We start from the raw sequence: 25,244 nt of genomic DNA, 5'->3' as shown, positions 1-25,244 counted from the left end.
GATGATCACGCGTCGCGAGGCCGCTCAGCGCCTCGACATCCCCCTCGAGATGGCGACGCGGCACGGCATCCCCACCCGTCTGTCGGAGGAGGAGCTCGCCGCCCTCGAGCAGGATCCGCCCGCCTGGCTCGTCCAGTCGCGCGCGAACCGCACCGGCAGGCGTCCCGTGTGGGTGACCCTGAACTGCGCCGTCTGCGGCCGCTCCGAGGCCGCCCGCCCGAAGAAGTGGTGGCCCGAGTTCACGTTCCTCGTCTGCGAGGACCACTCCCCCGCCTCCTGGCCGCACCACCCCGAGGGCCACCGCCGCGACGAGTACGACGGCATCGGCACCCGCTTCATCGGCGTGCTCGACACCCCCGCCTGACCCGCGCTCGCGCGCCTGCCGCCTGCACCTCGGCCCCCGGACCAGCGCCGACCCGCGTTCCCCGACCACTCGGCAGGAGCTCGCTTCTCCGCCGGCACCCCAGGAACGTCCCCGCAGGGCCTCGTCCCGCTGACCGCCACTCGGAACGCCTCGCCAGGCACCGGTCAACCCCGACCGATCCCCCGGCCGATCCCCCGGCCGAACCGCGGCCACCCGTTCCCTGAACAGCCACCTGAGCTCGTTCCCCGACCTGCATCCCGGGAACGGCCCCGCAGGGGCTCGTTCCCCTCTACCTGCACCCGGGAACGGCCCCGCAGGGGCTCGTTCCCACACACTCTCCCCTTAACAAGAAACGGCCCCCTCGAAGGGAGCCGTTCCTGACGTTCCGCGGGTCTCCGCGCGGTCAGCTGCAAGGCGGAGAAGGGCGCGATACCGGAGGTATCGCAACCGCCGACAACGCCGCAGATGACCGTGCGGAGACCCGCGGAATCACTCCCACTCGATGGTGCCGGGGGGCTTGGACGTCACATCCAGCACCACCCGGTTCACGCCGCTCACCTCGTTGGTGATGCGGTTGGAGATTCTGGCGAGGAGGTCGTAGGGCAGGCGGGTCCAGTCGGCGGTCATCGCGTCTTCCGAGGAGACGGGGCGCAGGACGATGGGGTGGCCGTAGGTGCGGCCGTCGCCCTGGACTCCGACGGAGCGGACGTCGGCGAGGAGGACGACGGGGCACTGCCAGATCTCGGTGTCGAGGCCGGCGGCGGTGAGCTCGGCGCGGACGATGGCGTCGGCGTCCTGGAGCAGGTCGAGCCGCTCCTGGGTGACCTCGCCGACGATGCGGATGCCGAGGCCGGGTCCGGGGAAGGGCTGGCGGCCGACGATGACCTCGGGCAGGCCGAGCTCGCGGCCGATCGCGCGGACCTCGTCCTTGAAGAGGGTGCGGAGCGGCTCGACGAGCGCGAACTGCAGGTCCTCGGGGAGTCCGCCCACGTTGTGGTGGGACTTGATGTTGGCGGTGCCGGTGCCGCCGCCGGATTCGACGACGTCGGGGTAGAGCGTGCCCTGGACGAGGAAGTCGATCGTCTCGCCCTCGCCCTGCGCTTCGAGCACGAGCGCTTCGGCGGCGGCCTCGAAGGTGCGGATGAACTCGCGGCCGATGATCTTGCGCTTCTGCTCCGGGTCGCTGACGCCGGCGAGCGCGTCGAGGAACTGCTCGCGCGCGTCGACGGTGACCAGGCGGACGCCGGTCGCGGCGACGTAGTCCTCCTCGACCTGGCGGCGCTCGTCCTTGCGGAGGAGTCCGTGGTCGACGAAGACGCAGGTGAGCTGGTCGCCGATGGCACGGTGCACGATCGCAGCGGCGACGGCGGAGTCGACTCCGCCGGACAGGCCGCAGATGACGCGTCCGGTGCCGACCTGCTCGCGGATCACGGCGACCTGGTCGTCGATCACGTTGGAGGAGTTCCAGTCGGCCGGGATGCCCGCGGCGCGGTGGAGGAAGTTCTCGATGACGGCCTGGCCGTAGGCGGAGTGCTTGACCTCGGGGTGCCACTGCACGCCGTAGAGGCGGCGCTCGTCGTTGCCGAAGGCGGCGACCGGGGTGGAGCTCGTGGAGGCGAGGACCTCGAAGCCCTCGGGCGCCTGTGCGACCGAGTCGCCGTGGCTCATCCACACCGTCTGGTCGGCGGGCTGCTCGCCGAGGAGCACGCCACCGTCGGTCGAGAGGGCGGCGTCCGTCGCTCCGTACTCGCGCAGCCCCGTGTTGGCGACCTCGCCGCCGAGCGTCTTCGCCATCACCTGGAAGCCGTAGCAGATGCCCAGGACCGGGACCCCGAGGTCGAAGATCGCGGGGTCGAGCTGCGGGGCGCCCTCCTCGTACACGCTGGAGGGGCCGCCCGAGAGGATGATGCCGACGGGCGACTTCGCGGCGATCTCGGCGGCCGTGGCGTTGGAGGGCACGATCTCGGAGTAGACGTTCGCCTCGCGGACCCGGCGGGCGATCAGCTGCGCGTACTGCGCGCCGAAGTCGACGACGAGGACGGGCTGCGCGGCCAGGTGCGGCTGGGGAGCGGTGGGCTGCTCGCTAATGGGGGGCCTCCACGGAGTCGGTCGGGGTCTTCGGGTCGGTGCCGGCGGTCCGGCGCTCGAGGTACTGCTCGACCTCGCGGGCGATGCGGGTCTCGACGAAGAAGGAGAGGGTGGGCACCACGCCGCCGAGCGCGATGAGCACGAAGCGCGTGAACGGCCAGCGCATGAGGCTCCACAGGCGGAAGTCGGCGAAGAGGTAGACGACGTAGAACCAGCCGTGCGCGATCAGGATGCCGGTGGACAGGTTCGCGCCGGTGCCGCTCGACCTGAACTCGCCTCCGGGCACCTCGTACATCGGGGCGAAGTGCAGGACGCCCTGCTGGCCGAAGGCGAACAGCTCGAGGTGGAAGACGTACTTGAGGAGCATCTCCGCGCAGAGCAGGAGCAGCATCACGCCGGTGATGATCGAGGTCACCCGGTAGAAGCGCAGCGCGCTCCGGATCGCAGGGAACTGCGCGGGCTTGGGCTCGAGGGGCATGACGACCAGTTTACGGTGCGGGGGCGGGGGCCTCGGCCCGGTCGCCCAGGTCGGCGCGGGCGCGCTCCTCGGCGTCGAGCGCCTCCTCGGCCTCGCGCTCCCACGCGTCCTTGACGAGGCGGAACCAGAGGTAGAGGGCGAAGCCGGCGAAGACGACCCACTCGATCGCGTAGAAGACGTTGAGCCAGTTCAGCGAGACGTCGCTCACGCGCGCCGGGGAGTCGATGGCCCCGAGTCCGGCGACCGGCTCGTCGACGACGACGTAGCCCTGGTAGACGTCCTGCGGCGGGTCCGGCCAGCGGTTGATCAGCGCGGGGACGGAGAGAGCGGTGAGGGTGGCGGGGTCCAGGCCCTCCGCCGGCGCCTCCGCGGCCTCGTTGGCCACGAGGCGGCCGGTGAAGGAGGAGGGCGCCTGCTCGCTCCCGCTGTTGAGCGCGTCCGCGACGGACTGCGCCTGCGTTTCGTCCTGCGTCCAGCCGTAGGCGAGCACCAGGTCGGCGTCGGCGGTGCGGGTGCGGGCGATGACCCACCAGCCCGGCTGCTCGCCGTTCAGGCGGCCGCCGAGGATCTCGGCACCGCCCGGCACGAAGACGGACGAGCCCTCCACGCGCTGTCCGTCGGCGGTCGCCGTGATCGAGCGGGAGGGGGTCGCGACCTCGGCGAGCGGGAGCGTCGTCTCCGACACTCCGGAGTCGGGCGCGGCGGCTTCGACCGCGCGGCCGACCTGCCACTGCCCGAGCGCGGCGAAGAGCCCGGCGATCAGGAGTGCGAGCGCCAGCGCGGCGATCCAGCGCGGGCGCCGGGCCACCTGCCCGACCGTGCTCTGCGTCATTCGTCCCTCGTCCGCCCTCGATCCGTGCGGTGTCCCGCGGGCCGGATCGAGCCTAACCCGTGAGTGTGGGAGCTCCGTGGGATCAGTAGTCGGGCTCCCTCGGGCGGCGGGGCCGGGCGTCGTCGGCGCCGTCGGACTGCTGCATCGCCTGGTCGATGAGCGCCTGGCGCATCGGATCGGGGAACTCGTCGTCGAGCTCGTCCGGCTCCGCGGGGCGCCTCGGAGGAGCGGGGGCCTCCTCCGCGGAGACGGCGGGCGCGGCCATCGCCGCCTCCACGAGCGCGAAGTCCTCCTCGTCCATGGCCGTGGCCGCTGCGGGTGCCGGGCGGTGCCGCCGCCGCGAGAGGAACGCGCCGATGCTCTCGGAGCGCGAGGCGAGGATCGGCCCGACGATCGCCATGATCAGCACGTAGAGGCCGGCGAAGGGCTGGATCCGCTCGTCGAGCCCCGCCGAGAGCGAGAGCGTCGCCAGGATGAGCGCGAACTCGCCGCGGTTGTGCAGGATGAACGCCGCGTTCAGGCCCGCGCGCGGTCCGAGCTTGTTGAGCCACGCGACGAACTGCCCCGCGCCGAGGTTGAGGACGATGGTCATCACCGCGGCGATCAGCACCGGGACCACGACGCTCGGGAACGCGCCGGGATCCAGCCCGAGACCGAAGTTGACGAAGAAGAAGGCTCCGAACACGTCGCGCAGCGGGATCGCGATGTGCTCGACCCTCGACCGGAACCGCGTCGCTCCGATGACCAGTCCGATCAGGAACGCGCCGATGGCGTCCGTCACTCCGAGGACCTCGCCGATGCCGCCGAACAGGATGGCGAGACCGAAGAACAGGATCGTGAACAGCTCGTCGTCGCGAGTGCGGAAGAAGCGGGAGACGACCTTCCCGCCCCAGCGGGCGATCGCGAACATCACCACGAGGAACGCGAACGCGATGACGAGCTTGAGCACCACCGGCCACGGCTCCGTCTCGCCCGAGAGCACGACGGACACGATCGCCAGGTAGACCGCGATGAAGATGTCCTCGACGACCGTGACGCCCAGGATCATCGGCGTCTCGGGGTTCGCCAGGCGCTTGAGCTCGATCAGCAGCTTGGTGACGATCGCGCTCGAGCTCGTCGCCGTGATGCCGGCGATGATCAGCGCCTCGCGGCTTCCCCAGCCCAGCGCGAAGCCGAAGCCGAGGCCGACGGCCATGTTGACCGCGATGTAGGAGCCGCCGGAGAGGATCAGACGGCCGGCGTTCCCGAAGAACTCGTCCTGGTCGAACTCCAGGCCGAGATTGAACAGCAGCAGGATCAGCCCGAAGACCGCGGTCAGCTCGATGTAGCTCGACTCGAAGTCGAGCGGGAAGAGGTGGAAGTTCGGGCTCGCGAGGAGCCCGACGACCATGTAGATCGGGATGGCCGGGAGCCCGATCGTCCTCCCCAGCCGGCCGAGGACGTAGGCGACGACGAACAGGACGCCGAGGACGATGAGGTCTTCGCCGTGGTGCATCCTCAGGCTCCGGGCGGGGCGTCGACCGTCTTGGCGAAGCTGCCGGTGCGGAAGAACGCGAACGCCTTGGCGACCTTCTCGGGGCTGCCGGCGACCACGAGGGTGTCGCCGGGGAAGACGCGGAAGTCGGGGGCCGGCGCCGGATTGGCGGCGTCGCCCCGGACCACGGCGACGACGGTCAGCCCGACGATCCCGCGGTCGGCGGGCTTGCCGAGCTGCTGTCCGGCGATGTGGTCGTCGTAGTCGACGGTGAACCAGTCGATCGAGAGGCCCGGGATCTGGTCGAGCGCGGTCAGCGACTCCGTGATCTGCGTGCCGCCGAGCAGCTCGGCGAGGGTATGCGCCTCGTCGTCGCTCAGGCGGAGGGACACCTTGGCGCCGTCCTGGTCGCCCTCGGCGAACGTGATCAGGTCGCTGTGGCCCGAGCGGTGGGCGATGACCCCGACCTTGCCGCCGTCCGCCGTCAGGAACGTGTGCAGAACGCCGACACCGGGCAGTTTGACCCTGCGGACCTCGACCATGCGTGCTCCCTCCGCGCCGTGCGGCGCTCCCACTCGGGACTTCCAGCTTAGGCGCGTGCGGAGCCCTCCTGCCGAGGGAACCCCGACCCGTCGAGGGATCCCGCAGTTTCCCGGCGGCCTCGACGGTCCGGGCTCCACCGCTGTCCGCAGGGAGTGGAGGGGAGTCTCCACAGAGGGAGCGGGCGGGAGGGGAAGGTGGGCGGAAGCGTGCAGTGGGGATCTATCCAGACGGGGCGTGAGGCCGGTCGGACGAGTTCGTGCGGCTGCGCCGCGGTACGCGCGGACCGGCGAGTGGGCGAGGGCCTCCGCGGACGAGCGGCAGCGGGCGCGGATCGACGCCGTGGCCGCGACCTGGAGCGCGCCCTTCGTCCTCCACGAGTCGGCGGCGGCGGTCCGGGACTCCCCCTGGTCGAGCCGCTCGCGGAGACCGTGCATGTCGAGGGGCGACGGACCTGGGCAGCCGGACGTGGAACGGCGTCGCGGAGCGCGCGTCCGCCCTCACCCGCACTGATCGACGGACTCGCCGTCTCGGATCTCGCGCAGACCGCCGTCGATCCGAACCGACCCGGCGTTCCTCGGGGGCCGCTCGCCCGAGCACGTGCTTCTCGCCGTGAATTGCCGGGAGGATCGGCTCCGCGCGGGTCCGCAGCGTCGTCCGCTGGGGCCGACGCGAGGCCTGCGATGCCCGCCCGCTGATCGTCCGGCCGACCCGGGCCCGCGTCCGCCGCGTCGACGGACCCCCGGGCCGTCGAGGGAGCCCGCTGTTCCTGGCGGCCTCGACGGTCAGGATCGCCTCGGTCGGTGAGCGTCAGCTGGGCTGGTACGGCGCGACGACGACCTCGACCCGCTGGAACTCCTTGAGGTCGGAGTAGCCGGTCGTCGCCATCGAGCGGCGCAGGGCGCCGATGAGGTTCGCCGTGCCGTCGGCGCCGGTGGCCGGGCCGTAGAGGACCTGCTCGAGGGTGCCGACGGTGCCGACCTCGACGCGGCGGCCGCGCGGCAGCTGCGGGTGGTGCGCCTCCGCGCCCCAGTGCCAGCCGCCGCCCGGAGCGTCGGTCGCGCGCGCCAGCGCCGAGCCGAGCATCACGGCGTCCGCGCCCACCGCGACGGCCTTCACGATGTCGCCGGAGGTGCCGAGGCCGCCGTCCGCGATGACGTGCACGTAGCGTCCGCCCGACTCGTCGAGGTAGTCGCGGCGAGCGCCGGCGACATCGGCGACCGCGGTCGCCATCGGAGCCTGGATGCCGAGCGTCGTGCGGGTGGTGGAGGCGGCACCGCCGCCGAACCCGACGAGGACGCCCGCGGCGCCCGTGCGCATGAGGTGCAGGGCCGCGGTGTAGGTGGAGGCGCCGCCGACGATGACGGGCACGTCGAGCTCGTAGATGAACTTCTTGAGGTTCAGCGGCTCGGTGTCGCGCGAGACGTGCTCGGCCGAGACGGTCGTGCCGCGGATGACGAACACGTCGACCCCGGCGTCGACGACGGTCTGGTACAGCTCCGCGGTCCGCTGGGGCGACAGGGCCCCGGCGACGGTCACGCCCGCGGCGCGGATCTCGGCCAGGCGCGCGGTCACCAGCTCGGGGCGGATCGGAGCGGAGTAGATCTCCTGCATCCGCTGCGTCGCGGTCTCGGCCGGAAGCCGACGGATCTCCTCGAGCAGCGGTTCCGGGTCCTCGTACCGCGTCCACAGGCCCTCGAGGTCGAGGACGCCCAGCGCCCCCAGATGCCCGAGCCGGATCGCCGTCGCCGGCGACACCACCGAGTCCATCGGCGCGGCGAGGATCGGCGTCGCGAACTGGTACGCGTCGATCGACCACTTCACCGACACGACCTCGGGGTCGCGCGTCCGGCGGCTCGGGACGACGGCGATGTCGTCGAAGGCGTACGCGCGGCGGGCGCGCTTGGCGCGACCGATCTCGATCTCCATGACGCTGAGTTTACTGTGGCTCGCTCCTCGCTCCGCTCGTCGCTCGCCCGCGGTCGGCCCGAGCGGGCGGTCGCGTTCCGCAGAGCGGGTCGCGTCCGCGCTACGCCGATCCGCTCGCACGCGGATCGCCGGTTACCGCTGAGCGGTGTCAGCCGTGGCTCGCTCCGCTCGCCGCTCGCCGCTCGCCCGCGGTCGGCCCGAGCGGGCGGTCGCGTTCCGCGGAGCGTCCCGCGTCCGCGCTACGCCGATCCGCTCGCACGCGGACCGCCGGCTACCGCTCAGCGGTGTCAGCCGTGGCGCGCTCCTCGCCGGTTACCGCTCGCACCGGGCTCCGCACCGGGCCGCGATCGACGCCAGCGGGCGCACACCACCAGCAGGTGGAGCCAGCGCGGCCGCCACCACGATTCGCTGCAAAGCGGGAAGCCCGTCCCCACTCCGTCGCGCTCGCGCGCGGTGCACGACCACTCCCCCGTCGGCACAGGCGGAAGCCTCCCCCCGCAGTCGCGGCGGCGCCCCGCGCCGCTCGCGCTGCGTCCCCCGCCCCTCAGCCGAGAATCGGTGCTCGTCTACCGGAGGGAGGCGGCGGATCGGGATCGCGGCCCCTCCGGCGTGGTGGGCGTATGGGCCGCAGGCCCATCGGGCAGAGGGGCCGCGATCCCGATCCGCCGCCGGACCCCACCAGACCCCTCAGCGCCGGTAGTTCGGCGCCTCCACCACCATCTGCACATCGTGCGGGTGCGACTCCTTCAGCCCGGCCGCCGTGATGCGCACGAACTTCCCGCGCTCCTTCAGCTCGGGGATGGTGCGCGCTCCGACGTAGAACATCGACTGGCGGAGCCCGCCGGCGAGCTGGTACGCCACGTTCGCGAGCGGGCCGCGATAGGGCACCTGGCCCTCGATGCCCTCGGCGATCAGCTTGTCGTCGGTGGGCACGTCGGACTGGAAGTAGCGGTCCTTCGAGTAGGAGGTCCGCTCGCCGCGGGTCTGCAGGGCGCCGAGGGAGCCCATCCCGCGGTAGGTCTTGAACTGCTTGCCGTTCTGGAACACGAGGTCGCCGGGGCTCTCCTCGCAGCCCGCGAGGAGCGAGCCCAGCATCACGGTGTCGGCGCCGGCGACGAGCGCCTTGGCGATGTCGCCGGAGTACTGGAGGCCGCCGTCGGCGATGACGGGGACGCCGGACTCACGCGCGGCGAGGGACGCCTCGTAGACCGCGGTGACCTGCGGGACTCCGACGCCGGCGACGACGCGGGTGGTGCAGATCGAGCCGGGGCCGACGCCGACCTTGATGGCGTCGGCGCCCGCGTCGACGAGGGCCTGCGCCCCGGAGCGGGTCGCGACGTTGCCGCCGATGACGTCGACGCCGGCGAAGGCGGAGTCGGACTTCAGGCGGCGGATGATGTCGAGCACGCCGGCGGAGTCGCCGTTGGCGGTGTCGACGACGATCACGTCGACGCCCGCGTCGAGCAGGGCGGTGGCGCGCTGCCAGGCGTCGCCGAAGAAGCCGATCGCGGCGCCGACCCGCAGGCGGCCCTCGTCGTCCTTCGTGGCGTTGGGGTACTGCTCCGACTTGTCGAAGTCCTTGACCGTGATGAGGCCGGCGAGCTTGCCCTGCGCGTCGACGAGCGGCAGCTTCTCGATCTTGTGCTGCGCGAAGAGGGCGATGACCTCGCTGTCGGGGATGCCGACGCGTCCCGTGATCAGGCCGGTGCTGGTCATCACGTCGCGGACGAGCGTGGTCGCCTTCTCGAACGGCGAGACGAAGCGCATGTCGCGGTTGGTGATGATGCCCACGAGCACGCCGGTCGAGTCGACGACGGGGAGGCCGCTGATCCGGTACTGTCCGCAGAGGTCGTCGACCTGGGCGACGGTGGCGTCCGGGGTGGTGGTGACGGGGTTCGAGACCATGCCCGACTCGCTCCGCTTCACCCGGTCGACCTGGTCGGCCTGGTCGGCGATGGAGAGGTTGCGGTGCAGGACGCCGAGGCCGCCCTGGCGGGCCATCGCGATCGCCATGCGCGCCTCGGTGACGGTGTCCATCGCCGCGGAGAGCAGCGGGGTCGCCACGCTGATGCGCTTGGTGAGACGGGAGGCCGTGTCGGCCTCGCTCGGGATGACGTCGGTGTGCCCCGGGAGGAGCATGACGTCGTCGTAGGTGAGTCCGAGGAATCCGAAGGGATCCGGCTGGTCCATCAATGCCCCTTAGCAGGTCGAGTGCGGGAGCCCGGAGAGGACGGGAGGAGTCCGCTCACGAGCGCCACGGTTGTTCGATCTTAAGCGCCGCAGGGCCCGCGGTATTCCTCGACGGCGCGGCCGCCGGGCCGCGGATGGGCGCTGGAGCGCTCTCCTCTCCCTCATAATGTCGTCACGCGTAAGTGCGGACGGTGAAACACCGCCGACACATGCGGAACGTATGGTCAACCAACGTTGTTTGACGACGGCGATTCGGGCGTGCCCGGAGACCCCATCCGTCTGTGCACCCTGACGAGAGGTAGACGTCTTGCTCACAGCCAGCCGTTCGATGCGCCGCCAGCGCTCGACGACCCTGCATCCGACGGACCGGGAGGCGCCCCGTGGATAGGAGACGCCCGAGGCTCCGAGACCGGCTCCTGGCCCTGGGTCTGCTCGCCGCGACCCTCACCGGGATCGCCGCGGCGGCCCCCGCCGCACTCGCCGCCACCACTGCCGACCAGTCGATCATCGCCTGGGTCCGCGTGCAGGGGACGAACGAGAACCTGACGGGGGTGACCGTCGAGATCGGCGGCGACGCCTCCGCGACCGTGACCACCGGCGAGGACGGCCGGGCCACGTTCCCCCTCGACGCCGCGGGCACCTACACGGTGACCGTCGACGAGGAGTCCCTGCCCGCCGACAAGGGCTACCCCGCCGCGGGTCAGAACCCGAAGCAGGTGAAGATCGTCGCCTCGCAGAACCAGATCGTGAACTTCATCGTCTCGACGGCCAACCCGAAGGGCTCCGGAGCGACCGTCCCGGTCCCGACGGACTCCGCGGCTCCGACGAGCCCCGCGACCGAGGGCACGACCGGCAACGACGCGACGAACCCCGACGGCACGTCCAATGCGGTGAACCAGCCGGTGTCGGCCGACACGTTCTGGATCATCTTCTGGCCGAAGGTCGTCACCGGCCTGATCTTCGGGCTCCTGATCGCCCTCGCGGCGATCGGCGCCTCGCTGATCTACGGCGTGACCGGCCTGAACAACTTCGCCCACGGCGAGCTGGTCACCTTCGGCGCGCTGATGGCGTACCTCTTCTCCGGGGTCTTCGGACTCCCGGCGCTGCTGGCCATCCCGATCGCGGTGATCCTCGGCGGGGCCTTCGGCTTCGTCCAGGACGGACTGCTCTGGAAGCCGCTGCGGAAGAAGGGCATCCAGCTCATCCCGCTGATGATCGTGACGATCGGCCTCTCGCTGGCCCTGCGCTACGTGTTCGTCTTCTTCTTCGGAGCCGACCGGCTCTCGCTCCCCAACAGCACCGCTCCGTTCTTCACGGTGCCGGAGCTCGGGATCAGCCTGAAGTTCACCGACATCGTCGGCGCCGTCGTCGGCGTCGTCTGCATCGTCGCCGTGGCCTACGTCCTCACGAAGACGAAGATCGGCAAGGCGATGCGGGCGGTCTCGGACAACCGGGCCCTCGCCTCCGCCTCGGGCATCAACGTCGAGCGCGTCATCCGCGTCGTCTGGGTGATGTCGGGCGCTCTCGCCGCGCTGGCGGGCGTCTACATCGGCTACTACCAGTCGCTGCGCTGGGACACGGGAGCGTCGATCCTGCTGCTGATCTTCGCGGCGATCACGCTCGGCGGACTCGGCTCCGCCTACGGCGCGCTGGTCGGCTCGCTCATCATCGGACTGATGATGAACATCTCGACGATCTGGATCCCGGAGAACCTCAAGTACGTGGCTCCGCTCGTTCTCATGATCATCATCCTCCTGGTCAGGCCGCAGGGAATCCTGGGCCGCAAGGAACGGATCGGCTAGGACACCATGAACCTCAACTTCATCTGGCTGGCGATCGGGCAGATCGTCGATCCCACTGTCGCCGCGTACGCGCTGGCGACCATCGGCCTGGTCATCCACTTCGGATTCACGGGGCTGCTCAACTTCGGACAGGCCGGCTTCATGGCGGTGGGCGGCTACGCCTTCGCCATCACGTCGGTCAAGTTCGAATGGCCCGTCTGGGGCTCCTTCCTCGCGACGATCGTCGCGGCGACCGTCTTCGCGCTCATCCTGGGCATCCCGACGCTGCGGCTGCGGGCCGACTACCTCTCGATCGTCACGATCGCGGCGGCGGAGATCATCCGGCTCTCGGTCAAGACCCCCGAGTTCTCGGCGATCACCGGCGGCTCGGAGGGCATCAACGGCGCGGCGAAGGCGTTCAACGACCTCAACCCGCTCCCCGAGGGCCGCTGGGGCATCGGCGTCCTCACCTACAGCCAGGACCAGTGGTGGGTGCGGATCGTCGGCTGGGGCCTCGTGCTCCTGGCCTGCCTCCTGGTGTTCCTCCTGATGCGCAGCCCCTGGGGCCGCGTCATCAAGGGCATCCGCGAGGACGAGGACGCCGTGCGCTCGCTCGGCAAGAACGTCTTCTCGTACAAGATCCAGGCGCTCATCCTGGGCGGCGTGCTCGGAGGCCTCGCAGGAGCGCTGTTCATCCTCCCCCGCTCGCTCCAGCCCGACAACTACGGCACCCAGCTCACGTTCTTCCTCTACACGATCATGCTGCTGGGCGGCGCCGCGACGGTCTTCGGACCCGTCGTCGGCTCGATCATCTTCTGGGTCGTCCTCGGTCTGACCGACGGACTGCTCACGCTCGGGATCGACACCGGGGTCCTCAACAACGACCTCATCCGCCTCACCACCGTGCAGACCGGACCCATCCGGTTCATCGTGGTGGGGGTAGCCCTCATGCTCCTGGTGATCTTCAGACCCCAGGGGATCTTCGGCAAGAAGAAGGATCTGCACTTTGCCTAAGACGCCGGTCTCGGACATCACCGAGGAAGCAATCGTCCCCGGGGTCAGGAAGAAGGACCCCATCGTCGTCGCCGACAACGTCAGCCGCCGCTTCGGCGGCCTGACCGCGGTCGACGTCGAGCACCTCGAGATCCCCCGCGGATCCATCACCGCCCTGATCGGCCCGAACGGGGCCGGCAAGACCACGTTCTTCAACCTGCTGACGGGCTTCGACAAGCCCAACACCGGCAAGTGGAACTTCAAGGGCAAGAACCTCGCCAACGTCCCGGCCTACCGGGTGTCGCGGATGGGCATGGTGCGCACGTTCCAGCTCACCAAGGCGCTCGGCGGCATGACGGTGCTCGAGAACATGCTGCTCGGCGCGAAGGGGCAGAAGGGCGAGAACATCTTCACCTCGCTCATCCGCCCGCTGTGGTCGAAGGAGGAGGACTCGATCGAGCAGCGCGCGATCCGCCTGCTCGAGAAGTTCAAGCTGGACACCAAGCGGGACGACTACGCGTCGAGCCTGTCGGGCGGCCAGAAGAAGCTGCTCGAGATGGCGCGGGCGCTGATGTCGGAGCCCGAGCTCGTCATGCTCGACGAGCCGATGGCCGGCGTGAACCCGGCGCTGACGCAGTCGCTCCTGGGTCACATCGTGAACCTGAAGGACGAGGGCATGACCGTGCTCTTCGTCGAGCACGACATGCACATGGTCAACACGATCGCCGACTGGGTGATCGTGATGGCCGAGGGCAAGGTCGTCGCCGAGGGCCCGCCCTCGACCGTGATGAACGACCCGGCCGTCATCGACGCGTACCTGGGCGCGCACCACGACACCGACCTGGGCACGATCGAGGGCCAGCTCGAGATCGCCGAGGAGATGGACTCCGACCTCGTCCGGGAGGACGTGGAGCGGCAGGCGGAGCAGGCCGGCATCCCGACGCCCGGCCACGACGCTCCGGCCGCCGGAACGGCGTCCCCGTCGGCCTCCGCGCCGACGAGCGTCGCCCCGACGACCGACGCCCCGGCCGTCGAATTCGAGAAGGACGAGAGATGACCGCCGACACGACGACTCCGAACACCCTCGAGACGCACGACCTGCACGCGGGCTACGTGCCGGGGGTCAACATCCTCAACGGCTCGAACGTCTACGTGAAGCGCGGCGAGCTCGTCGGGATCATCGGCCCGAACGGTGCAGGCAAGTCGACGCTGCTGAAGGCGATGTTCGGCCTGGTCAACATCCGCCAGGGCACCGTCCTGCTGAACGGCGAGGACATCACCGGCCTCAAGGCCGACAAGCTGGTGTCCAAGGGCGTGGGCTTCGTGCCGCAGAACAACAACGTCTTCCCGTCGCTCACCATCGAGGAGAACCTCGAGATGGGCATGTACCAGAAGCCGAAGCTGTACAAGGAGCGGCTCGAGTTCGTCACCGAGCTCTTCCCGGAGCTCAGCAAGCGGCTCAAGCAGCGCTCGGGGTCGCTCTCGGGCGGTGAGCGCCAGATGGTGGCGATGTCGCGGGCTCTGATGATGGACCCGTCGATGCTGCTGCTCGACGAGCCCAGCGCCGGCCTGTCCCCGATGCGGCAGGACGAGACCTTCGTCAACGTGCAGCGGATCAACCGCGCGGGCGTCTCGATCATGATCGTCGAGCAGAACGCGCGGCGGGCGCTGCAGATCTGCGACCGCGGCTACGTCCTCGACCAGGGCCGCGACGCCTACGAGGGCGCGGGCCGGGAGCTGATGAACGATCCGAAGGTCATCGAGCTCTACCTGGGCACGCTCGCGACGACCAACGAGGTCACCACGAGCACCCCGACCGTCGGCGGCTGACCCCCGCTGCGAAGGGCCCGTCGTCTCCGGACGGCGGGCCCTTCGTCGTCGCCGGGGCGCGGAGCGGGCGCGAGCGGGGCCGAGGGGCCGGTGCGGCTCCGGGGCGGAGGCGGGGCCGCTCGCCCAGGGCGCCGGGCGGCTCGGAGACCACTCCGAGCAGGGCGGGAAGGCAGGCGGCTCGATGCCCGGAGACGCGCCGGCACGGGGTGCCGCAGAAGGGAGGCGGGGGGGCCGCTCTCCCGGCGCGGACAGGCCTTCACCGGTCTCTCCGCGATGCCCGCCGAACCCCCAGGAAGTCGGCGGAACGGCGGGCCGGACCCTCGGTCTCCTGTCCGCGGGACGAGGGCAGGACAGCGAGAGTCTCTCCGCTTCGGCGACCCCCACGAGGGGGACAGGAGATCGCCCTTCCTGCCGTAGTTTTGGGGACACGGGACAGCCCTGCAGGGGGACGTCCCGCTCCCCTCTCCCCCGGTAGGGACCGCGATCGGTCGCCGATCTCCTCCCCTCCCCGCAGCGCCTCGAGCGCCGCGTCGTCCGCCTCGAAGGAGCCGACCATGAAGAGCTACACCCCCGCCCCTGTGGAACTCGGAGCCGGCTTCGGCACCGGTGCGATCGGCGACTACGAGCGCTGGCGCGTCGTCGGCGTCTACGCCCAGGTCGTCATCGCCGAGACCACCGGCGGCAAGCGCCGCAACTACAGCCGTTCCTTCGTCACGTACCGCCTGGCGCAGGAGGCGGAGCTGCTCCGCGCCTCCTAGGCCCTCCGCACTCCACGAGCGCGCGTCCTCCCCCCGGAGGGCGCGCGCCTCTGCGTTCCCGCTCGACGTCGTCGCTCCCGCCCGCGGTCCGGCAGGGCGCCCTCGAGGCCGGGAGAGGCGCTCGGAGGCGCGTACAGGCCGTCCGAGCCGCTCCTCCCCGGAGTGGCTCCTCGACGCGACGCGAGGCCCAGGACGCCGCGGAGCCGTCCTCCCGCACCCGGCAGCGGTCGCCCTCGCGGACGACCGCCGCGCCTCTCTGCGTCCGCGCGACGACGCGTCTCCGGCTCTGCGCTCCGGGGACGGCGAAGGGGCCCGGTCCGAAGACCGAGCCCCCTCAGGGATGCGGCAGGAGCCGCGTCACCGCGTCGTCAGTTCAGCGAACCCTCGACGGTCTCCTCGAAGGAGGTGGTGTTGCCCGTGCCGTACTTGTAGATCGAGACCGAGGCCTCGCTGGTGTCGCCGTTCTCGTCGAACGAGATCGGGCCGGAGAGGCCGTCGTAGTCGACGTCCTCGCCGTCGGCGATGAGCTTCGCGCAGTCGGCGAAGGTCGTGCACTTGGTGCCGCCCTCCGAGACCGACATGAGGTTGTCGCGGATGGTCGCACCGTCCGTCGCCTTGCCCTGGAGCGCGGCGAGAGCGGTCAGGACCGTGGCGTCGTACGACTCCGGCGCGTAGCTGAACACGGTCAGCGCGTCGTTGCCCTGCGACTCGACGAGCGACTGCAGCTTGCCCTGGAAGTCCTCGGACGCCTGGACGCCCGGGTTGGTGAACTGGGCGCCGGCGATATCGACGTTGGTGTCGGACTCGCCGATGACGCCGTAGTTGCCGTCCGTGCCGTAGAGCTTCGAGAAGTCGAAGCCCTTGGCCGAGAGCTGCTCCGCGATGGTCTTGATCTCGTCGAACGAGATGACGACCAGCGCGTCGGGGTTCGGGGCGAGGACCGAGGTCAGCGCCGAGTTGAAGTCGGTCGAGGCCGGCTCGAAGATCTCCTCGGCCGCGACGGATGCTCCGCCCGCCTCGAGGGTCTCCTTGATGTTCTTCTCGAGGCCGGTGCCGTAGGCGTCGTTCATGTACAGGATCGAGACGTTGGTCTTGCCGTCGCCGAGGATCTTGTTGCCGAGGATGCGGCCCTGGAGCACGTCCGAGGGAGCGGTACGCCAGTAGTAGCCGTCGTCGTCGTAGGTCGTGAAGTCCGGCGAGGTGTTGGCCGGCGAGATCTGGACGACGCCCGCCTGGGTCACCTGGTCGATGAAGGTCTTCGAGACGCCCGAGGACGCCGCGCCGATGATGGCGGAGACGTTGTCGGCGATGAGGGACGTGGCCGACTGCGTCGCGATGTCGGTCGTGGTGTCGCCCGAGTCCTTCTGCTCCACGTCGATCGTGATGCCGGCCTTGGCGTCGTTGATGTCGACGACCGCCTGGTCGACGCCCGCGATCTCGGGCGGGCCGAGGACGGCGAGGGTGCCGGTCTGCGGGAGGATCGTGCCGATCTTGAGGGACAGGTCGCCCGAGCCGCTGTCGCCGCCCGATCCGCTGTCGCCGCCGCCGGCGCAGCCGGCGAGGACGAGAGCGCTGGCGCCCAGAATGGCGACGCCGCCGAGGGTTGCCCGGAGGGACCGCGCGCGGGCCGAGCCGGCCTTCGCGTAAACGCCCATGTTGCTCCTTGAGAGGTGTGTGTCAGTGGGAGCGGCGCCGGTGGCAACCGCTCGGCCAACCTAACCTTCGAAGCAGCCGTGAACAATACAGGGGTGTTACCAATACGTTTCGCGACCGGATCGTTACCATTCCGCTGTCGCGCCGCGCCAGGACGACGCGTTCCGCAGATCAGACGGAGGATCGGCGCCGTCTGCGCTCCGCGGCGACGAGGTCGCCTGAGAAGATCGCCAGGGCGGCCCACACCAGCGCGAAGCCGATCCAGCGCTCGAGCGGCATCTCCTCGTGCAGCACGAAGGCCCCGACGAGGAACTGCAGGAACGGCGTCAGGTACTGCACGAAGCCGACGATCGACAGCGGGAGGCGCCGGGCGGCGCCCGCGAACAGGAGCAGCGGGACGGCCGTGACGATCCCGGCCGAGGCGAGGATGAGGGCGTGCCCCGTCCCCTCCGTCGTCAGGGTCAGCCCCACCGTGGAGCCGACGACCGCCAGCTGCACGACGGCGAGCGGCGTCAGCCAGAGCGTCTCGAGCGTCAGCCCGCCGACCGCGTCCACCGTGCCGCCGACGCGGCTCTTCACCAGGCCGTAGAGGCCGAACGAGAAGGCGAGGGCGAGCGAGATCCACGGGAAGGATCCGTAGCCCACCGCGATGACCAGCACCGCGACCGCGCTGACGCCCATCGCGGCCCACTGCAGGGGCCGGAGGCGCTCGCGCAGCACCAGGACGCCCAGCAGCACCGTGACCAGCGGGTTCATGAAGTAGCCCAGAGCCGCCTCGATGACGTGACCCGTGGTCGTGGCGATCACGTAGACCTGCCAGTTGACGTAGATGAGCACGCCCGCGATCGCCATCACGCCGAGCAGGCGGGGGCGGCGCAGCAGCGCGCCGAAGGAGCGCCAGCCGCGGAGGACCGTGAGCAGGATCACGCAGAAGACGAGCGAGAAGAGCACCCGGAACGCGACGATCTCGAACGGCGACGCCGGCGCCATCGCGATGAAGTAGAGGGGCATCGCACCCCAGAGCAGGTAGGCCGAGAACGCGAACAGCAGCCCCGTGCCGGACATCCCGCCCGGGCGTCCCGCCGCTCCGAGCGCCTCCACTCCTTCGCCGACGGGCACGTCCGAAGGGGACGGCGAGACGGACTCGGCAGGGGTGCGGGAGCTGGTCACTCCCCCGATGCTACGCAGCCGCGGGGTGGGGAGACGGCCCCGTAGCGGGCGGATCAGGCCACTGGCCGCGAGGAGGACCGGGAACGACGGAAGGGCCCGCCGACCGAGGTCGACGGGCCCTTCCGAGGGATGCTGCCTAGCGGACGACGACCGCGAGGACGTCGCGAGCGGAGAGGACCAGCAGGTCCTCGCCACCGAACTTGACCTCGGTTCCGCCGTACTTGGAGTAGATCACCTTGTCGCCGACGGCGACGTCGAGCGGCACGCGGTTGCCGTTGTCGTCGATGCGACCGGGTCCGACGGCGACGACCTCGCCCTCCTGCGGCTTCTCCTTGGCGGTATCGGGGATGACGAGACCGGAAGCGGTCACCTGCTCCGCCTCGACCTGCTTGATGACGATGCGATCTTCGAGCGGCTTGATGGACACCGACACGGTTGACCTCTTTCTTGACGACGATGTGGGCGGAACGCGGTTCTGGCACACACGCTCCGAGAGTGCTAGATCCATCGTAGGGGCTCCGCTGGCACTCGTGCAATCAGAGTGCCAAGCGGGGCGGCGGACCCGCCGGGAGGCCGTGGCCTACCATGGCCGGATGCGACGCGACGAGCTGGTCGAGCTCCTCTCCCCCGAGGGCCTCCGGCTCCTCGACTCCCTCGACGGCTACCGGTCCGACGACCTGGTGCGGGCCGTGGCACGCCTCCGGGCCGCCGGCCACTCCCCCGTCCTCGTCGCCGCGGTGCTCACCCAGGCGAGGCTCCGGCAGAAGGCGGAGGCGAAGTTCGGCGAGTTCGCCCGCTCGATGCTCTTCACGGACGCGGGACTCGAGCAGGCGACGCGGCTGCGCGTCGCCGCCCTGCACGCCGGCCGGTTCGCCGCGGCGGGAGCGGCGCGCGTCGCCGACCTCGGCAGCGGGATCGGCGGCGACGCCCTCGCGATGGCCGCGATCGACCTGGCGGTCACCGCCGTCGAGGCCGACGAGGTCACCGCGACCCTGGCCAGCTTCAACCTCGCCCCGTTCCCCGCGGCGAGCGCCGTGCACTCGACGGCCGAGGCCTTCGACCTCGACGGCTTCGACGCCGTCTACCTGGACCCGGCACGCCGCACGGCGGGCCACCGCGAGACCCGCCGGCTCGACGATCCGGACGACTACTCCCCCTCGCTCGACTTCGCGTTCGGCCTGGCCGAGCAGCGTCCCGTGGGCGTGAAGGTGGGTCCCGGCTTCGACCGCGAGCGCCTGCCGCGGGACGCCGAGGCGCAGTGGGTCTCGGTCGACGGGGAGCTGGTCGAGACCGGGCTCTGGTTCGGTTCTCTGGCGCGCCCGGGCGTGCGCCGCTCCGCTCTGCTGCTCGGCGCGACCGGCTCCTCCGAGCTCACCGCGGCGGGCGACAGCGAGGACGAGGAGGTCGGCCCCCTCGGCGCGTTCGTGCACGAGCCGGACGGCTCCGCGATCCGCGCGCGCCTCCTGGGCGAGCTCGCGCGCTCCAGCGGCTCGCGGATGCTCTCGCCCGGCATCGCCTACCTGACGGGCGACGATGCGGCCGCCTCGCCCTTCCTCCGCAGCTTCCGGGTCCTCGCCGAGCTGCCGCTGGACGAGCGCACGCTGGCGAAGGAGCTGCGCACCCGCGGCATCGGCGTGCTCGAGATCAAGAAGCGCGGGGTGGACGTCGACCCCGCCCGCTTCCGCAAGCGGCTGGGCCTCTCCGGCACCGGCAGCGCGGTGCTGATCCTGACGCGGATCGCCGGGCGCCACCGCGCGCTGCTCGCGGAGCGCGTCGAGCGGCCCGCGCCGGCTCAGTAGCCGGAGGTGCCGGCGGCGAGGGCGACCACGACGAAGACGAGGAAGACCGCCAGGTAGATCAGCGAGACGGCGATGCCGGCGAACCCGGTGATGATCGCGGTCAGCGCGAAGCCGCGCGCGGCCGGCTCGCGCCGGCGTCCGAGGAAGCCGAGCACGACGGCCGGAGCCGACAGCAGGAAGCCGAAACCGGCGGCGAAGAGCGTGATGACCAGGCCGACGATGCCGAGGATCATCCCGACGAGGCTCAGCGTGCGGGGGACGACGGGCGCCGGTGCGGCCGCATAGGCGGCGGGGTGGCCGGGCGCGGAGGAGTAGGCGGGCGCCGAGGGGTACGCGGGCGGCGGCGGCGACCCGTAGGCCGGCGGTGCGGAGTCGGCGAGCGGCACCGACGGCTGCGACGCGGCCGAGGGCGGAGGGGTTCCGTCCGCTCACGCGGGCAGGTACCCGCCGTCGCGCAGGTCGCCGACGAAGGCCGTCCAGGCGAGGTAGGCGATCACCGCGAGGACGATCGCGAGGTAGCCCAGCACGAAGCCGGCGACCGCGAGACCGCGGCCGCGCTGTCCGGAGCGTCGGGCCTGGGCGAAGCCGATGTGGCCGAGGACGATGGCGGCGGGCGCCAGCCCCAGCAGTCCGCACACCAGAGCCGCGACCGCGAGCGGATTCATCGGCGGGCGGCGGGGCGGGAGACCGGGGTAGGGATCGGCGGCGGCCGTCGGCGGCGGGTAGGCCGCCGACGGCTCGCCGAGCGGAGGGGCGAACGGCGCGGGCGCCGGTCCGGTCTGCGGTCCGGGCGCGGTGTCGTCGGTCACGGTGTCCTCCTGGTGGTGCGGGCGCCCCCGAGCCTCGGAGGCGTGTCGATCAGTACCCGGTCGTGGGCATGGTCGCCGCGATCGAGAAGAGCGCGACGAACGAGATGATGGTGATGATGATCGCGACGAAGCCGATGATGACGGCGGCGAGGGCGAGGCCGCGGCCCTTCTCCCCCGTGCGCTTGATCTGCGACAGGGCGATGAAGCCCAGCACGATGCCCACGATGGAGACGAAGAACGAGGCGATGAAGCCGATGATCGCCAGGATGTTGTAGCGGTCGGACGCGGGCGTGTACGGAGTGGTCATGGAATCCCCCAGGGTCAGGAACGAGCGGATGCGGCCAAGAGTGGCAGTGGCACGATCCGCCTGTCAAAAAGCTGGACGGCGCTTGCGCGGCCCGGCCGCCGCCCGGTAGAGGCCTCAGCGGACCTGGATCTCGGTGACCGGGAGGGTCGAGTCGGCCCCGAAGCCGAGCCCCGACGGCGGATGCCCCGCCTCGATCAGCTGCGCCGCCAGTGCGGCGATCATCGCGCCGTTGTCGGTGCAGAGCGAGAGCGCCGGGATCCGCAGGGTCACTCCCGCGGCCGCGCACCGCTCCTCCGCCAGAGCGCGCACCCGGGCGTTGGCGACCACGCCGCCCCCGAGCAGGAGGCGCGGCACGCCCCGGTCGCGGCAGGCGGCGAACGCCTTCGTGAGCAGGACGTCGGCGACCGCCTCGCGGAAGCTCGCCGCGACGTCGGCCACGGGCACCTCCTCCCCCGCGTCCTGGCGCTTCTCGACCCAGCGGGCGACCGCGGTCTTCAGCCCTGAGAACGAGAAGTCGTAGCGGTGGCGCTCGAGGTCCTTCGGCAGGCTGAGCCCGCGGGGGAAGCGGATCGCCTTCGGGTCCCCGTCCGCCGCCACCCGGTCGATCTGCGGTCCGCCGGGATAGGGCAGGCCCAGGACGCGCGCCACCTTGTCGAAGGCCTCGCCGGCGGCGTCGTCGATGGTCTCGCCGAGCAGCTCGACGTCCGACACCAGATCGCGCACGTGCAGGAGCGAGGTGTGCCCGCCCGAGACCAGCAGCGCGATCGTCGGCACCTCGACGGGGCTGCCCTCGCTGCCGTCGGCCCGGAGGACGTCGGCTCCCACATGTCCGACGAGGTGGTTCACGGCGTAGAGCGGCAGGCCGAGCGAGACGGCGAGCGCCTTCGCCGCTCCGACGCCGACCATGAGTGCGCCCGAGAGTCCCGGTCCGCTGGTGACCGCGATCGCGTCCAGGTCGCCGAGCGCGACACCGGCCTCGGAGAGCGCCGCGTGCAGGGCGGGCTCGAGCGCCTCCAGGTGCGCCCGGGCGGCCACCTCGGGCACGACGCCGCCGTAGCGGGCGTGCTCCTCCATCGAGGAGGCGATGGTGTTCGAGAGCAGCGTCGTGCCGCGGACGATGCCGATCCCCGTCTCGTCGCAGCTGGTCTCGATGCCGAGGACGAGGGGTCCGGTGCTCACGGGGTCTCCTGGGTCGGGGTCGGCGGCAGGCGCATCACGATCGCGTCCACTCCGTCGGGCTGGTAGTAGGCGGGGCGGACGCCGATCTCCTCGAAGCCCTCCGAGCGGTAGAGGGTCTGCGCGGCGGGGTTGTCGGCGCGGACCTCGAGGAAGACCTCGCGGGCGCCTCGCTCGCGGGCCGCCTCGAGGAGCGCGCGCAGCAGTCGGCGGCCGAGGCCGGTGCGGCGGACCCGGGCGACGACCGCGATCGTCTGCACGTCGCCCTCGTGAGCGCCGACGGGGCAGAGGAGCCCGGCGTAGCCGACCACCTCGCCGTCCTGCTCGGCGACCAGGTACCGGGTGTGACGGCTCCGGATCTCCTCCGCCATCATCCCCCGCGACCAGGCGTCGCCGACGAACTCGGACTGCTCGATCGCCATGACGGCGTCGAGGTCGTCCGCCTGCGCGTCGCGGAGCACGGCCTCGCTCATGCGGTCACCCGCTTGGGGCCGGCCGACAGCGTGACGTCGGGCGAGCGGAGGTAGAGGGGCTCGTCCGCGGCACCGGGCCGGCCGGCCGCGCGCAGGCGGGCGGCCACGACTCCGAGCTCGCCGGCGGAGACCGACTCGGCCTCCAGGCGCGGGAGCTCCGGATGCGGGAGGGCCGGCGGCTTGTCCAGGCCCGGGCCGGCGAGGCGGACGGGGAGTCCCTGATCGTCGAGCCCGTCGTAGGCGCTCCAGTACAGCTCGCGGCGGCGGGCGTCGGTGACGACGAGGAAGCCGGCGGCGCGCCCGTGCCGCAGCGCGGCGAGCGCGATCGCGTCGTGCGAGACCACGGGGAGGGTGGGGACGCCGCGGCCGAGCGCGAAGGCCCGGGCGGCGGCGATCCCGACCCGGAGGCCGGTGAAGGGGCCGGGGCCCATGCCCACGGCGACCGCCTCGATGCCCCCGGGAGCCACGTCGGCCGCCTCGAGCGCCTCCTGGATCAGCCGGCCGACCACCTCCGCGTGGCGCATGGTGTCGGTCTCGGTGCGCTCCGAGCGCACGGCGCCAGCGGAGTCGACGACGGCGACGGAGGTTCCGGAGGAGGTGTCGATCGCGAGGAGCACGCGTCCAGGGTACCCGCGGGCTCAGCTCCAGCCGGTGCCGCGGAAGCGGACGGTCCGCGGCTCGATCGGCTCCTCGCCCTCCTCGGCGTCGGAGCCGGCGGTCGGCCGCTCGATGACCACGTCGAGCCAGGACTCCGCGACGCCGTCCAGCATCCCGGCCCCCCACTCCACGACGACCACCGAGCGCGCCGGATCGAGGTCGAGGTCGTCGAGCTCGACCGGCGAGCCCACGCGGTAGGCGTCGACGTGCACGAGCGGCGGCCCGTCGTGCAGCGGCGGGTGCGTCCGCGCGATCACGAAGGTGGGGCTCGTCACGGGACCCCGCACGTCGAGGCCCTCGCCGAGCCCGCGCGTGAAGGTCGTCTTGCCCGCGCCGAGCGGCCCCGTCAGCACCAGCAGGTCGCCGGCGCGCAGCACTCGGCCGAGCTCGCGGCCGAGCTCCGCCATGGCCTCCGGATCAGCGACCTCGACGACGCGGTCCGCGAACCAGGAGCGCTCAGGCACGGCCGTCCGCCGCGCTCAGCAGCCGCCGCTGGACGCGCGGCCCGAGCCGGGTGACCAGCTCGTAGTTGATGGTGCCGCACCACCGCGCCCACTCGTCGACCGAGGGGACGCCGGTCGTCGGGTCGCCCCAGAGCGTCACCGGGTCGCCCGTCGCGACGCCCGCATCCCCCGCGTCGACGACGAACTGGTCCATCGCGACCCGCCCGGCGATCCGGTGGCGGCGGCCGCCGATCGAGACCTCCGCGACGCCGGAGGCGCTCCGCGGGATGCCGTCCGCGTAGCCGAACGGCACGAGCGCGAGGGTCGTCCCGCCCTCGGCCCGCCAGGTGTAGTCGTAGCTCACGCCGGTCCCGTGGGGCACCCGGCGGACGCCGGCGACGCGGCCCTGCAGCGTCATCGCCGGGACGAGCCCGAGCTGGAGCGAGGTCTCGTCCTCGAACGGCGAGAGTCCGTAGAGGGCGATGCCGCTGCGCACCATGTCGAGGCGGGCCTCCGGGAGGCGCAGCGCCGCCGCCGTCGCCGCGAGGTGCAGGACCGGCGCCTGCACCCCGTGCGCCGCCAGCACGGCCTCGGCGCGGCGGAGGAGCGCGAGCTGGGCGAGGTCGTCCTCGCGCGAGCTGTTGGACAGGTGCGAGAACAGCCCCGTGAGGTGGACGGTGCCGCGAGCGCTGTGACGGGCGAACGCCTCCGCCAGGTGCGGCCACTCCTCCTCCGCGGCGCCGTTGCGACTGAGGCCCGTGTCGACCTTGAGCTGCACGGCCGCGCGCACGCCGCGGTCCTCCGCCGACTGCGCGAGCGTGTCGAGCTGGTCGACGGAGGAGACGGCGACGTCGATCGAGTGCTCGAGCGCCGCGTCGAAGTCCTCGCCGGGGTCGTGCAGCCAGCAGAGGATCGGAGCGACGACGCCTGCCTCGCGCAGGGCCACGGCCTCCCGCAGCTCCGCGGTGCCGAGGGCGTCCGCGCCGCCGTCGAGCGCCGCCTGCGCCGCGGCCAGGGCGCCGTGCCCGTAGCCGTTGGCCTTGACGACGGCCATGAGCCGTCGGGCACCGGTGAGCTCGCGCAGACGCGCGGCGTTCGCCACCATCGCGTCGACGTCGATCACCGCCTCGCGGTACGACGCGGGGACGCTCACGACTCTGCCACCACGAACGCGCAGGCCACGCCCGCGTCGTGCGTCATCGAGAGGTGCACGCGCGTGATCCCGCGCGCCTCCGCGGCCGCCCGGGCCGGGCCGTGCAGCGCGAAGGACGGATTCCCGTGCTCGTCCCGCTCGACGACCATGTCGTGCCAGCGGGCGCCCACGGAGTCGCCGAGCGCCTTGATCAGCGCCTCCTTGGCGGCGAAGCGGCCCGCCAGCGAGGCGACGGGGAGCGAGCGTTCGCTCTCGGCGAACAGCCGGTCGCGGAGCCGGGGCGTGCGCGTCAGCGAGCGCTCGAAGCGCGCGAGGTCCACGACGTCCACCCCGATCCCCACGATCAC

At 71.8% G+C, this 25,244-nt stretch carries 26 protein-coding genes; 7 read left to right on the top strand and 19 right to left on the bottom strand.

The features are described 5' to 3' along the window. Position 1: 1 nt before the first annotated feature. The gene (locus C5C49_RS12125) at positions 2 to 364 is read left to right on the top strand and encodes a DUF5997 family protein (RefSeq protein WP_104346250.1); all 363 of its coding nucleotides are present in this window, start codon (positions 2 to 4) and stop codon (positions 362 to 364) included. A gap of 489 nt (positions 365 to 853) precedes the next feature. On the opposite strand, the gene guaA is transcribed toward C5C49_RS12125, so the two are convergent. The 7 genes from guaA to guaB form a co-directional block, all read right to left on the bottom strand. Then, positions 854 to 2,419, bottom strand: coding sequence for a glutamine-hydrolyzing GMP synthase (guaA, locus tag C5C49_RS12120; protein ID WP_104227304.1), 1,566 nt, complete (start codon positions 2,417 to 2,419; stop codon positions 854 to 856). A gap of 28 nt (positions 2,420 to 2,447) precedes the next feature. Continuing rightward, on the bottom strand, positions 2,448 to 2,930 hold the full coding sequence (locus C5C49_RS12115; protein WP_104256110.1) for a DUF3817 domain-containing protein: 483 nt from the start codon (positions 2,928 to 2,930) through the stop codon (positions 2,448 to 2,450). A gap of 10 nt (positions 2,931 to 2,940) precedes the next feature. Next, complete coding sequence (locus C5C49_RS12110) at positions 2,941 to 3,762, bottom strand: SURF1 family cytochrome oxidase biogenesis protein (RefSeq protein WP_104238461.1); 822 nt, start codon at positions 3,760 to 3,762, stop codon at positions 2,941 to 2,943. Between the two features lie 82 nt (positions 3,763 to 3,844). After that, entirely contained in the window at positions 3,845 to 5,257 is a 1,413-nt protein-coding gene (locus C5C49_RS12105; protein ID WP_104234167.1) for a cation:proton antiporter, read from the bottom strand. 2 nt (positions 5,258 to 5,259) lie between these two features. Further along, positions 5,260 to 5,778, bottom strand: coding sequence for a cation:proton antiporter regulatory subunit (locus C5C49_RS12100; protein WP_068256939.1), 519 nt, complete (start codon positions 5,776 to 5,778; stop codon positions 5,260 to 5,262). 808 nt (positions 5,779 to 6,586) lie between these two features. After that, positions 6,587 to 7,705, bottom strand: a complete 1,119-nt coding sequence (locus C5C49_RS12095) for a GuaB3 family IMP dehydrogenase-related protein (RefSeq protein WP_104224734.1) — start codon at positions 7,703 to 7,705, stop codon at positions 6,587 to 6,589. Positions 7,706 to 8,392: 687 nt separating this feature from the next. Beyond that, the gene (guaB, locus tag C5C49_RS12090; protein WP_104224733.1) at positions 8,393 to 9,895 is read right to left on the bottom strand and encodes an IMP dehydrogenase; all 1,503 of its coding nucleotides are present in this window, start codon (positions 9,893 to 9,895) and stop codon (positions 8,393 to 8,395) included. A 380-nt stretch (positions 9,896 to 10,275) separates the two neighbouring features. Between guaB and C5C49_RS12085 the strand changes: the two genes are divergently transcribed. From C5C49_RS12085 to C5C49_RS12065, 5 genes are all read left to right on the top strand, one after another. Beyond that, a complete protein-coding gene (locus tag C5C49_RS12085; RefSeq protein WP_104224732.1) occupies positions 10,276 to 11,697 on the top strand; it encodes a branched-chain amino acid ABC transporter permease in 1,422 nt (473 codons plus the stop codon). A gap of 6 nt (positions 11,698 to 11,703) precedes the next feature. After that, the gene (locus tag C5C49_RS12080) at positions 11,704 to 12,690 is read left to right on the top strand and encodes a branched-chain amino acid ABC transporter permease (RefSeq protein ID WP_104224731.1); all 987 of its coding nucleotides are present in this window, start codon (positions 11,704 to 11,706) and stop codon (positions 12,688 to 12,690) included. After that, positions 12,683 to 13,726: an ABC transporter ATP-binding protein gene (locus tag C5C49_RS12075; RefSeq protein ID WP_104251056.1), complete on the top strand. Its 1,044-nt coding sequence runs from the start codon at positions 12,683 to 12,685 to the stop codon at positions 13,724 to 13,726. The genes C5C49_RS12080 and C5C49_RS12075 overlap by 8 nt, the downstream gene beginning before the upstream one ends. After that, positions 13,723 to 14,499, top strand: a complete 777-nt coding sequence (locus C5C49_RS12070; protein ID WP_104224729.1) for an ABC transporter ATP-binding protein — start codon at positions 13,723 to 13,725, stop codon at positions 14,497 to 14,499. The genes C5C49_RS12075 and C5C49_RS12070 overlap by 4 nt, the downstream gene beginning before the upstream one ends. Positions 14,500 to 15,053: 554 nt before the next feature. Then, positions 15,054 to 15,257 (top strand): hypothetical protein, encoded by a 204-nt coding sequence (locus C5C49_RS12065; RefSeq protein WP_104234164.1) that lies wholly within the window; start codon positions 15,054 to 15,056, stop codon positions 15,255 to 15,257. A gap of 368 nt (positions 15,258 to 15,625) precedes the next feature. Here C5C49_RS12065 and C5C49_RS12060 read toward each other — a convergent pair whose 3' ends face one another. From C5C49_RS12060 to groES, 3 genes are all read right to left on the bottom strand, one after another. Then, complete coding sequence (locus C5C49_RS12060) at positions 15,626 to 16,912, bottom strand: ABC transporter substrate-binding protein (protein WP_104238457.1); 1,287 nt, start codon at positions 16,910 to 16,912, stop codon at positions 15,626 to 15,628. Positions 16,913 to 17,081: 169 nt separating this feature from the next. Further along, positions 17,082 to 17,975 (bottom strand): EamA family transporter RarD, encoded by an 894-nt coding sequence (rarD, locus tag C5C49_RS12055; RefSeq protein ID WP_104224726.1) that lies wholly within the window; start codon positions 17,973 to 17,975, stop codon positions 17,082 to 17,084. Between the two features lie 241 nt (positions 17,976 to 18,216). Then, positions 18,217 to 18,513 carry a co-chaperone GroES gene (gene groES / locus C5C49_RS12050; RefSeq protein ID WP_097167691.1) on the bottom strand — a complete coding sequence of 99 codons (297 nt, stop codon included), beginning with the start codon at positions 18,511 to 18,513 and terminating at the stop codon, positions 18,217 to 18,219. Positions 18,514 to 18,673: 160 nt separating this feature from the next. Between groES and C5C49_RS12045 the strand changes: the two genes are divergently transcribed. Then, a complete protein-coding gene (locus C5C49_RS12045; protein ID WP_104256105.1) occupies positions 18,674 to 19,879 on the top strand; it encodes an SAM-dependent methyltransferase in 1,206 nt (401 codons plus the stop codon). Here C5C49_RS12045 and C5C49_RS12040 read toward each other — a convergent pair. The 9 genes from C5C49_RS12040 to C5C49_RS12000 all read right to left on the bottom strand — a co-directional run bounded on the left by C5C49_RS12040 (position 19,873) and on the right by C5C49_RS12000 (position 25,244). After that, positions 19,873 to 20,265, bottom strand: a complete 393-nt coding sequence (locus C5C49_RS12040; protein ID WP_104256104.1) for a hypothetical protein — start codon at positions 20,263 to 20,265, stop codon at positions 19,873 to 19,875. The genes C5C49_RS12045 and C5C49_RS12040 overlap by 7 nt on opposite strands. 42 nt (positions 20,266 to 20,307) lie before the next feature. Further along, a complete protein-coding gene (locus C5C49_RS12035; protein WP_104234159.1) occupies positions 20,308 to 20,688 on the bottom strand; it encodes a DUF4190 domain-containing protein in 381 nt (126 codons plus the stop codon). 49 nt (positions 20,689 to 20,737) lie between these two features. Then, positions 20,738 to 20,995 (bottom strand): DUF4190 domain-containing protein, encoded by a 258-nt coding sequence (locus C5C49_RS12030; RefSeq protein ID WP_104234158.1) that lies wholly within the window; start codon positions 20,993 to 20,995, stop codon positions 20,738 to 20,740. A gap of 114 nt (positions 20,996 to 21,109) precedes the next feature. Beyond that, complete coding sequence (gene tsaD / locus C5C49_RS12025) at positions 21,110 to 22,174, bottom strand: tRNA (adenosine(37)-N6)-threonylcarbamoyltransferase complex transferase subunit TsaD (protein WP_104256581.1); 1,065 nt, start codon at positions 22,172 to 22,174, stop codon at positions 21,110 to 21,112. Beyond that, positions 22,171 to 22,644 carry a ribosomal protein S18-alanine N-acetyltransferase gene (gene rimI / locus C5C49_RS12020; protein WP_104256580.1) on the bottom strand — a complete coding sequence of 158 codons (474 nt, stop codon included), beginning with the start codon at positions 22,642 to 22,644 and terminating at the stop codon, positions 22,171 to 22,173. Before rimI ends, tsaD begins: the two co-directional genes overlap by 4 nt. Continuing rightward, entirely contained in the window at positions 22,641 to 23,261 is a 621-nt protein-coding gene (tsaB, locus tag C5C49_RS12015; protein WP_104225011.1) for a tRNA (adenosine(37)-N6)-threonylcarbamoyltransferase complex dimerization subunit type 1 TsaB, read from the bottom strand. Before tsaB ends, rimI begins: the two co-directional genes overlap by 4 nt. A gap of 21 nt (positions 23,262 to 23,282) precedes the next feature. After that, the gene (gene tsaE, locus C5C49_RS12010; RefSeq protein WP_104225016.1) at positions 23,283 to 23,708 is read right to left on the bottom strand and encodes a tRNA (adenosine(37)-N6)-threonylcarbamoyltransferase complex ATPase subunit type 1 TsaE; all 426 of its coding nucleotides are present in this window, start codon (positions 23,706 to 23,708) and stop codon (positions 23,283 to 23,285) included. Positions 23,709 to 23,757: 49 nt separating this feature from the next. Further along, positions 23,758 to 24,897 carry an alanine racemase gene (gene alr, locus C5C49_RS12005; protein WP_104346249.1) on the bottom strand — a complete coding sequence of 380 codons (1,140 nt, stop codon included), beginning with the start codon at positions 24,895 to 24,897 and terminating at the stop codon, positions 23,758 to 23,760. Then, positions 24,894 to 25,244, bottom strand: coding sequence for a holo-ACP synthase (locus C5C49_RS12000; RefSeq protein WP_104225009.1), 351 nt, complete (start codon positions 25,242 to 25,244; stop codon positions 24,894 to 24,896). The genes alr and C5C49_RS12000 overlap by 4 nt, the downstream gene beginning before the upstream one ends.

This window comes from Rathayibacter sp. AY1E2, assembly GCF_002932325.1.
Classification (GTDB): Bacteria; Actinomycetota; Actinomycetes; order Actinomycetales; family Microbacteriaceae; genus Rathayibacter.
This window is presented reverse-complemented; position numbering and strand designations above follow the sequence as displayed.

Excerpts from the sequence above, each read along its gene's own strand:
- C5C49_RS12110 (WP_104238461.1), bottom strand. The coding sequence starts at position 3,762 with ATGACGCAGAGCACGGTCGGGCAGGTGGCCCGGCGCCCGCGCTGGATC.
- C5C49_RS12045 (WP_104256105.1), top strand. The coding sequence starts at position 18,674 with ATGCGACGCGACGAGCTGGTCGAGCTCCTCTCCCCCGAGGGCCTCCGG.
- guaB (WP_104224733.1), bottom strand. The coding sequence starts at position 9,895 with ATGGACCAGCCGGATCCCTTCGGATTCCTCGGACTCACCTACGACGAC.
- C5C49_RS12105 (WP_104234167.1), bottom strand. The coding sequence starts at position 5,257 with ATGCACCACGGCGAAGACCTCATCGTCCTCGGCGTCCTGTTCGTCGTC.
- tsaE (WP_104225016.1), bottom strand. The coding sequence starts at position 23,708 with ATGGCGGAGCTCGGCCGCGAGCTCGGCCGAGTGCTGCGCGCCGGCGAC.
- rarD (WP_104224726.1), bottom strand. The coding sequence starts at position 17,975 with ATGTCCGGCACGGGGCTGCTGTTCGCGTTCTCGGCCTACCTGCTCTGG.
- C5C49_RS12100 (WP_068256939.1), bottom strand. The coding sequence starts at position 5,778 with ATGGTCGAGGTCCGCAGGGTCAAACTGCCCGGTGTCGGCGTTCTGCAC.
- C5C49_RS12115 (WP_104256110.1), bottom strand. The coding sequence starts at position 2,930 with ATGCCCCTCGAGCCCAAGCCCGCGCAGTTCCCTGCGATCCGGAGCGCG.
- C5C49_RS12080 (WP_104224731.1), top strand. The coding sequence starts at position 11,704 with ATGAACCTCAACTTCATCTGGCTGGCGATCGGGCAGATCGTCGATCCC.
- rimI (WP_104256580.1), bottom strand. The coding sequence starts at position 22,644 with ATGAGCGAGGCCGTGCTCCGCGACGCGCAGGCGGACGACCTCGACGCC.
- C5C49_RS12030 (WP_104234158.1), bottom strand. The coding sequence starts at position 20,995 with ATGACCACTCCGTACACGCCCGCGTCCGACCGCTACAACATCCTGGCG.
- C5C49_RS12125 (WP_104346250.1), top strand. The coding sequence starts at position 2 with ATGATCACGCGTCGCGAGGCCGCTCAGCGCCTCGACATCCCCCTCGAG.
- C5C49_RS12095 (WP_104224734.1), bottom strand. The coding sequence starts at position 7,705 with ATGGAGATCGAGATCGGTCGCGCCAAGCGCGCCCGCCGCGCGTACGCC.
- C5C49_RS12070 (WP_104224729.1), top strand. The coding sequence starts at position 13,723 with ATGACCGCCGACACGACGACTCCGAACACCCTCGAGACGCACGACCTG.
- C5C49_RS12060 (WP_104238457.1), bottom strand. The coding sequence starts at position 16,912 with ATGGGCGTTTACGCGAAGGCCGGCTCGGCCCGCGCGCGGTCCCTCCGG.
- C5C49_RS12065 (WP_104234164.1), top strand. The coding sequence starts at position 15,054 with ATGAAGAGCTACACCCCCGCCCCTGTGGAACTCGGAGCCGGCTTCGGC.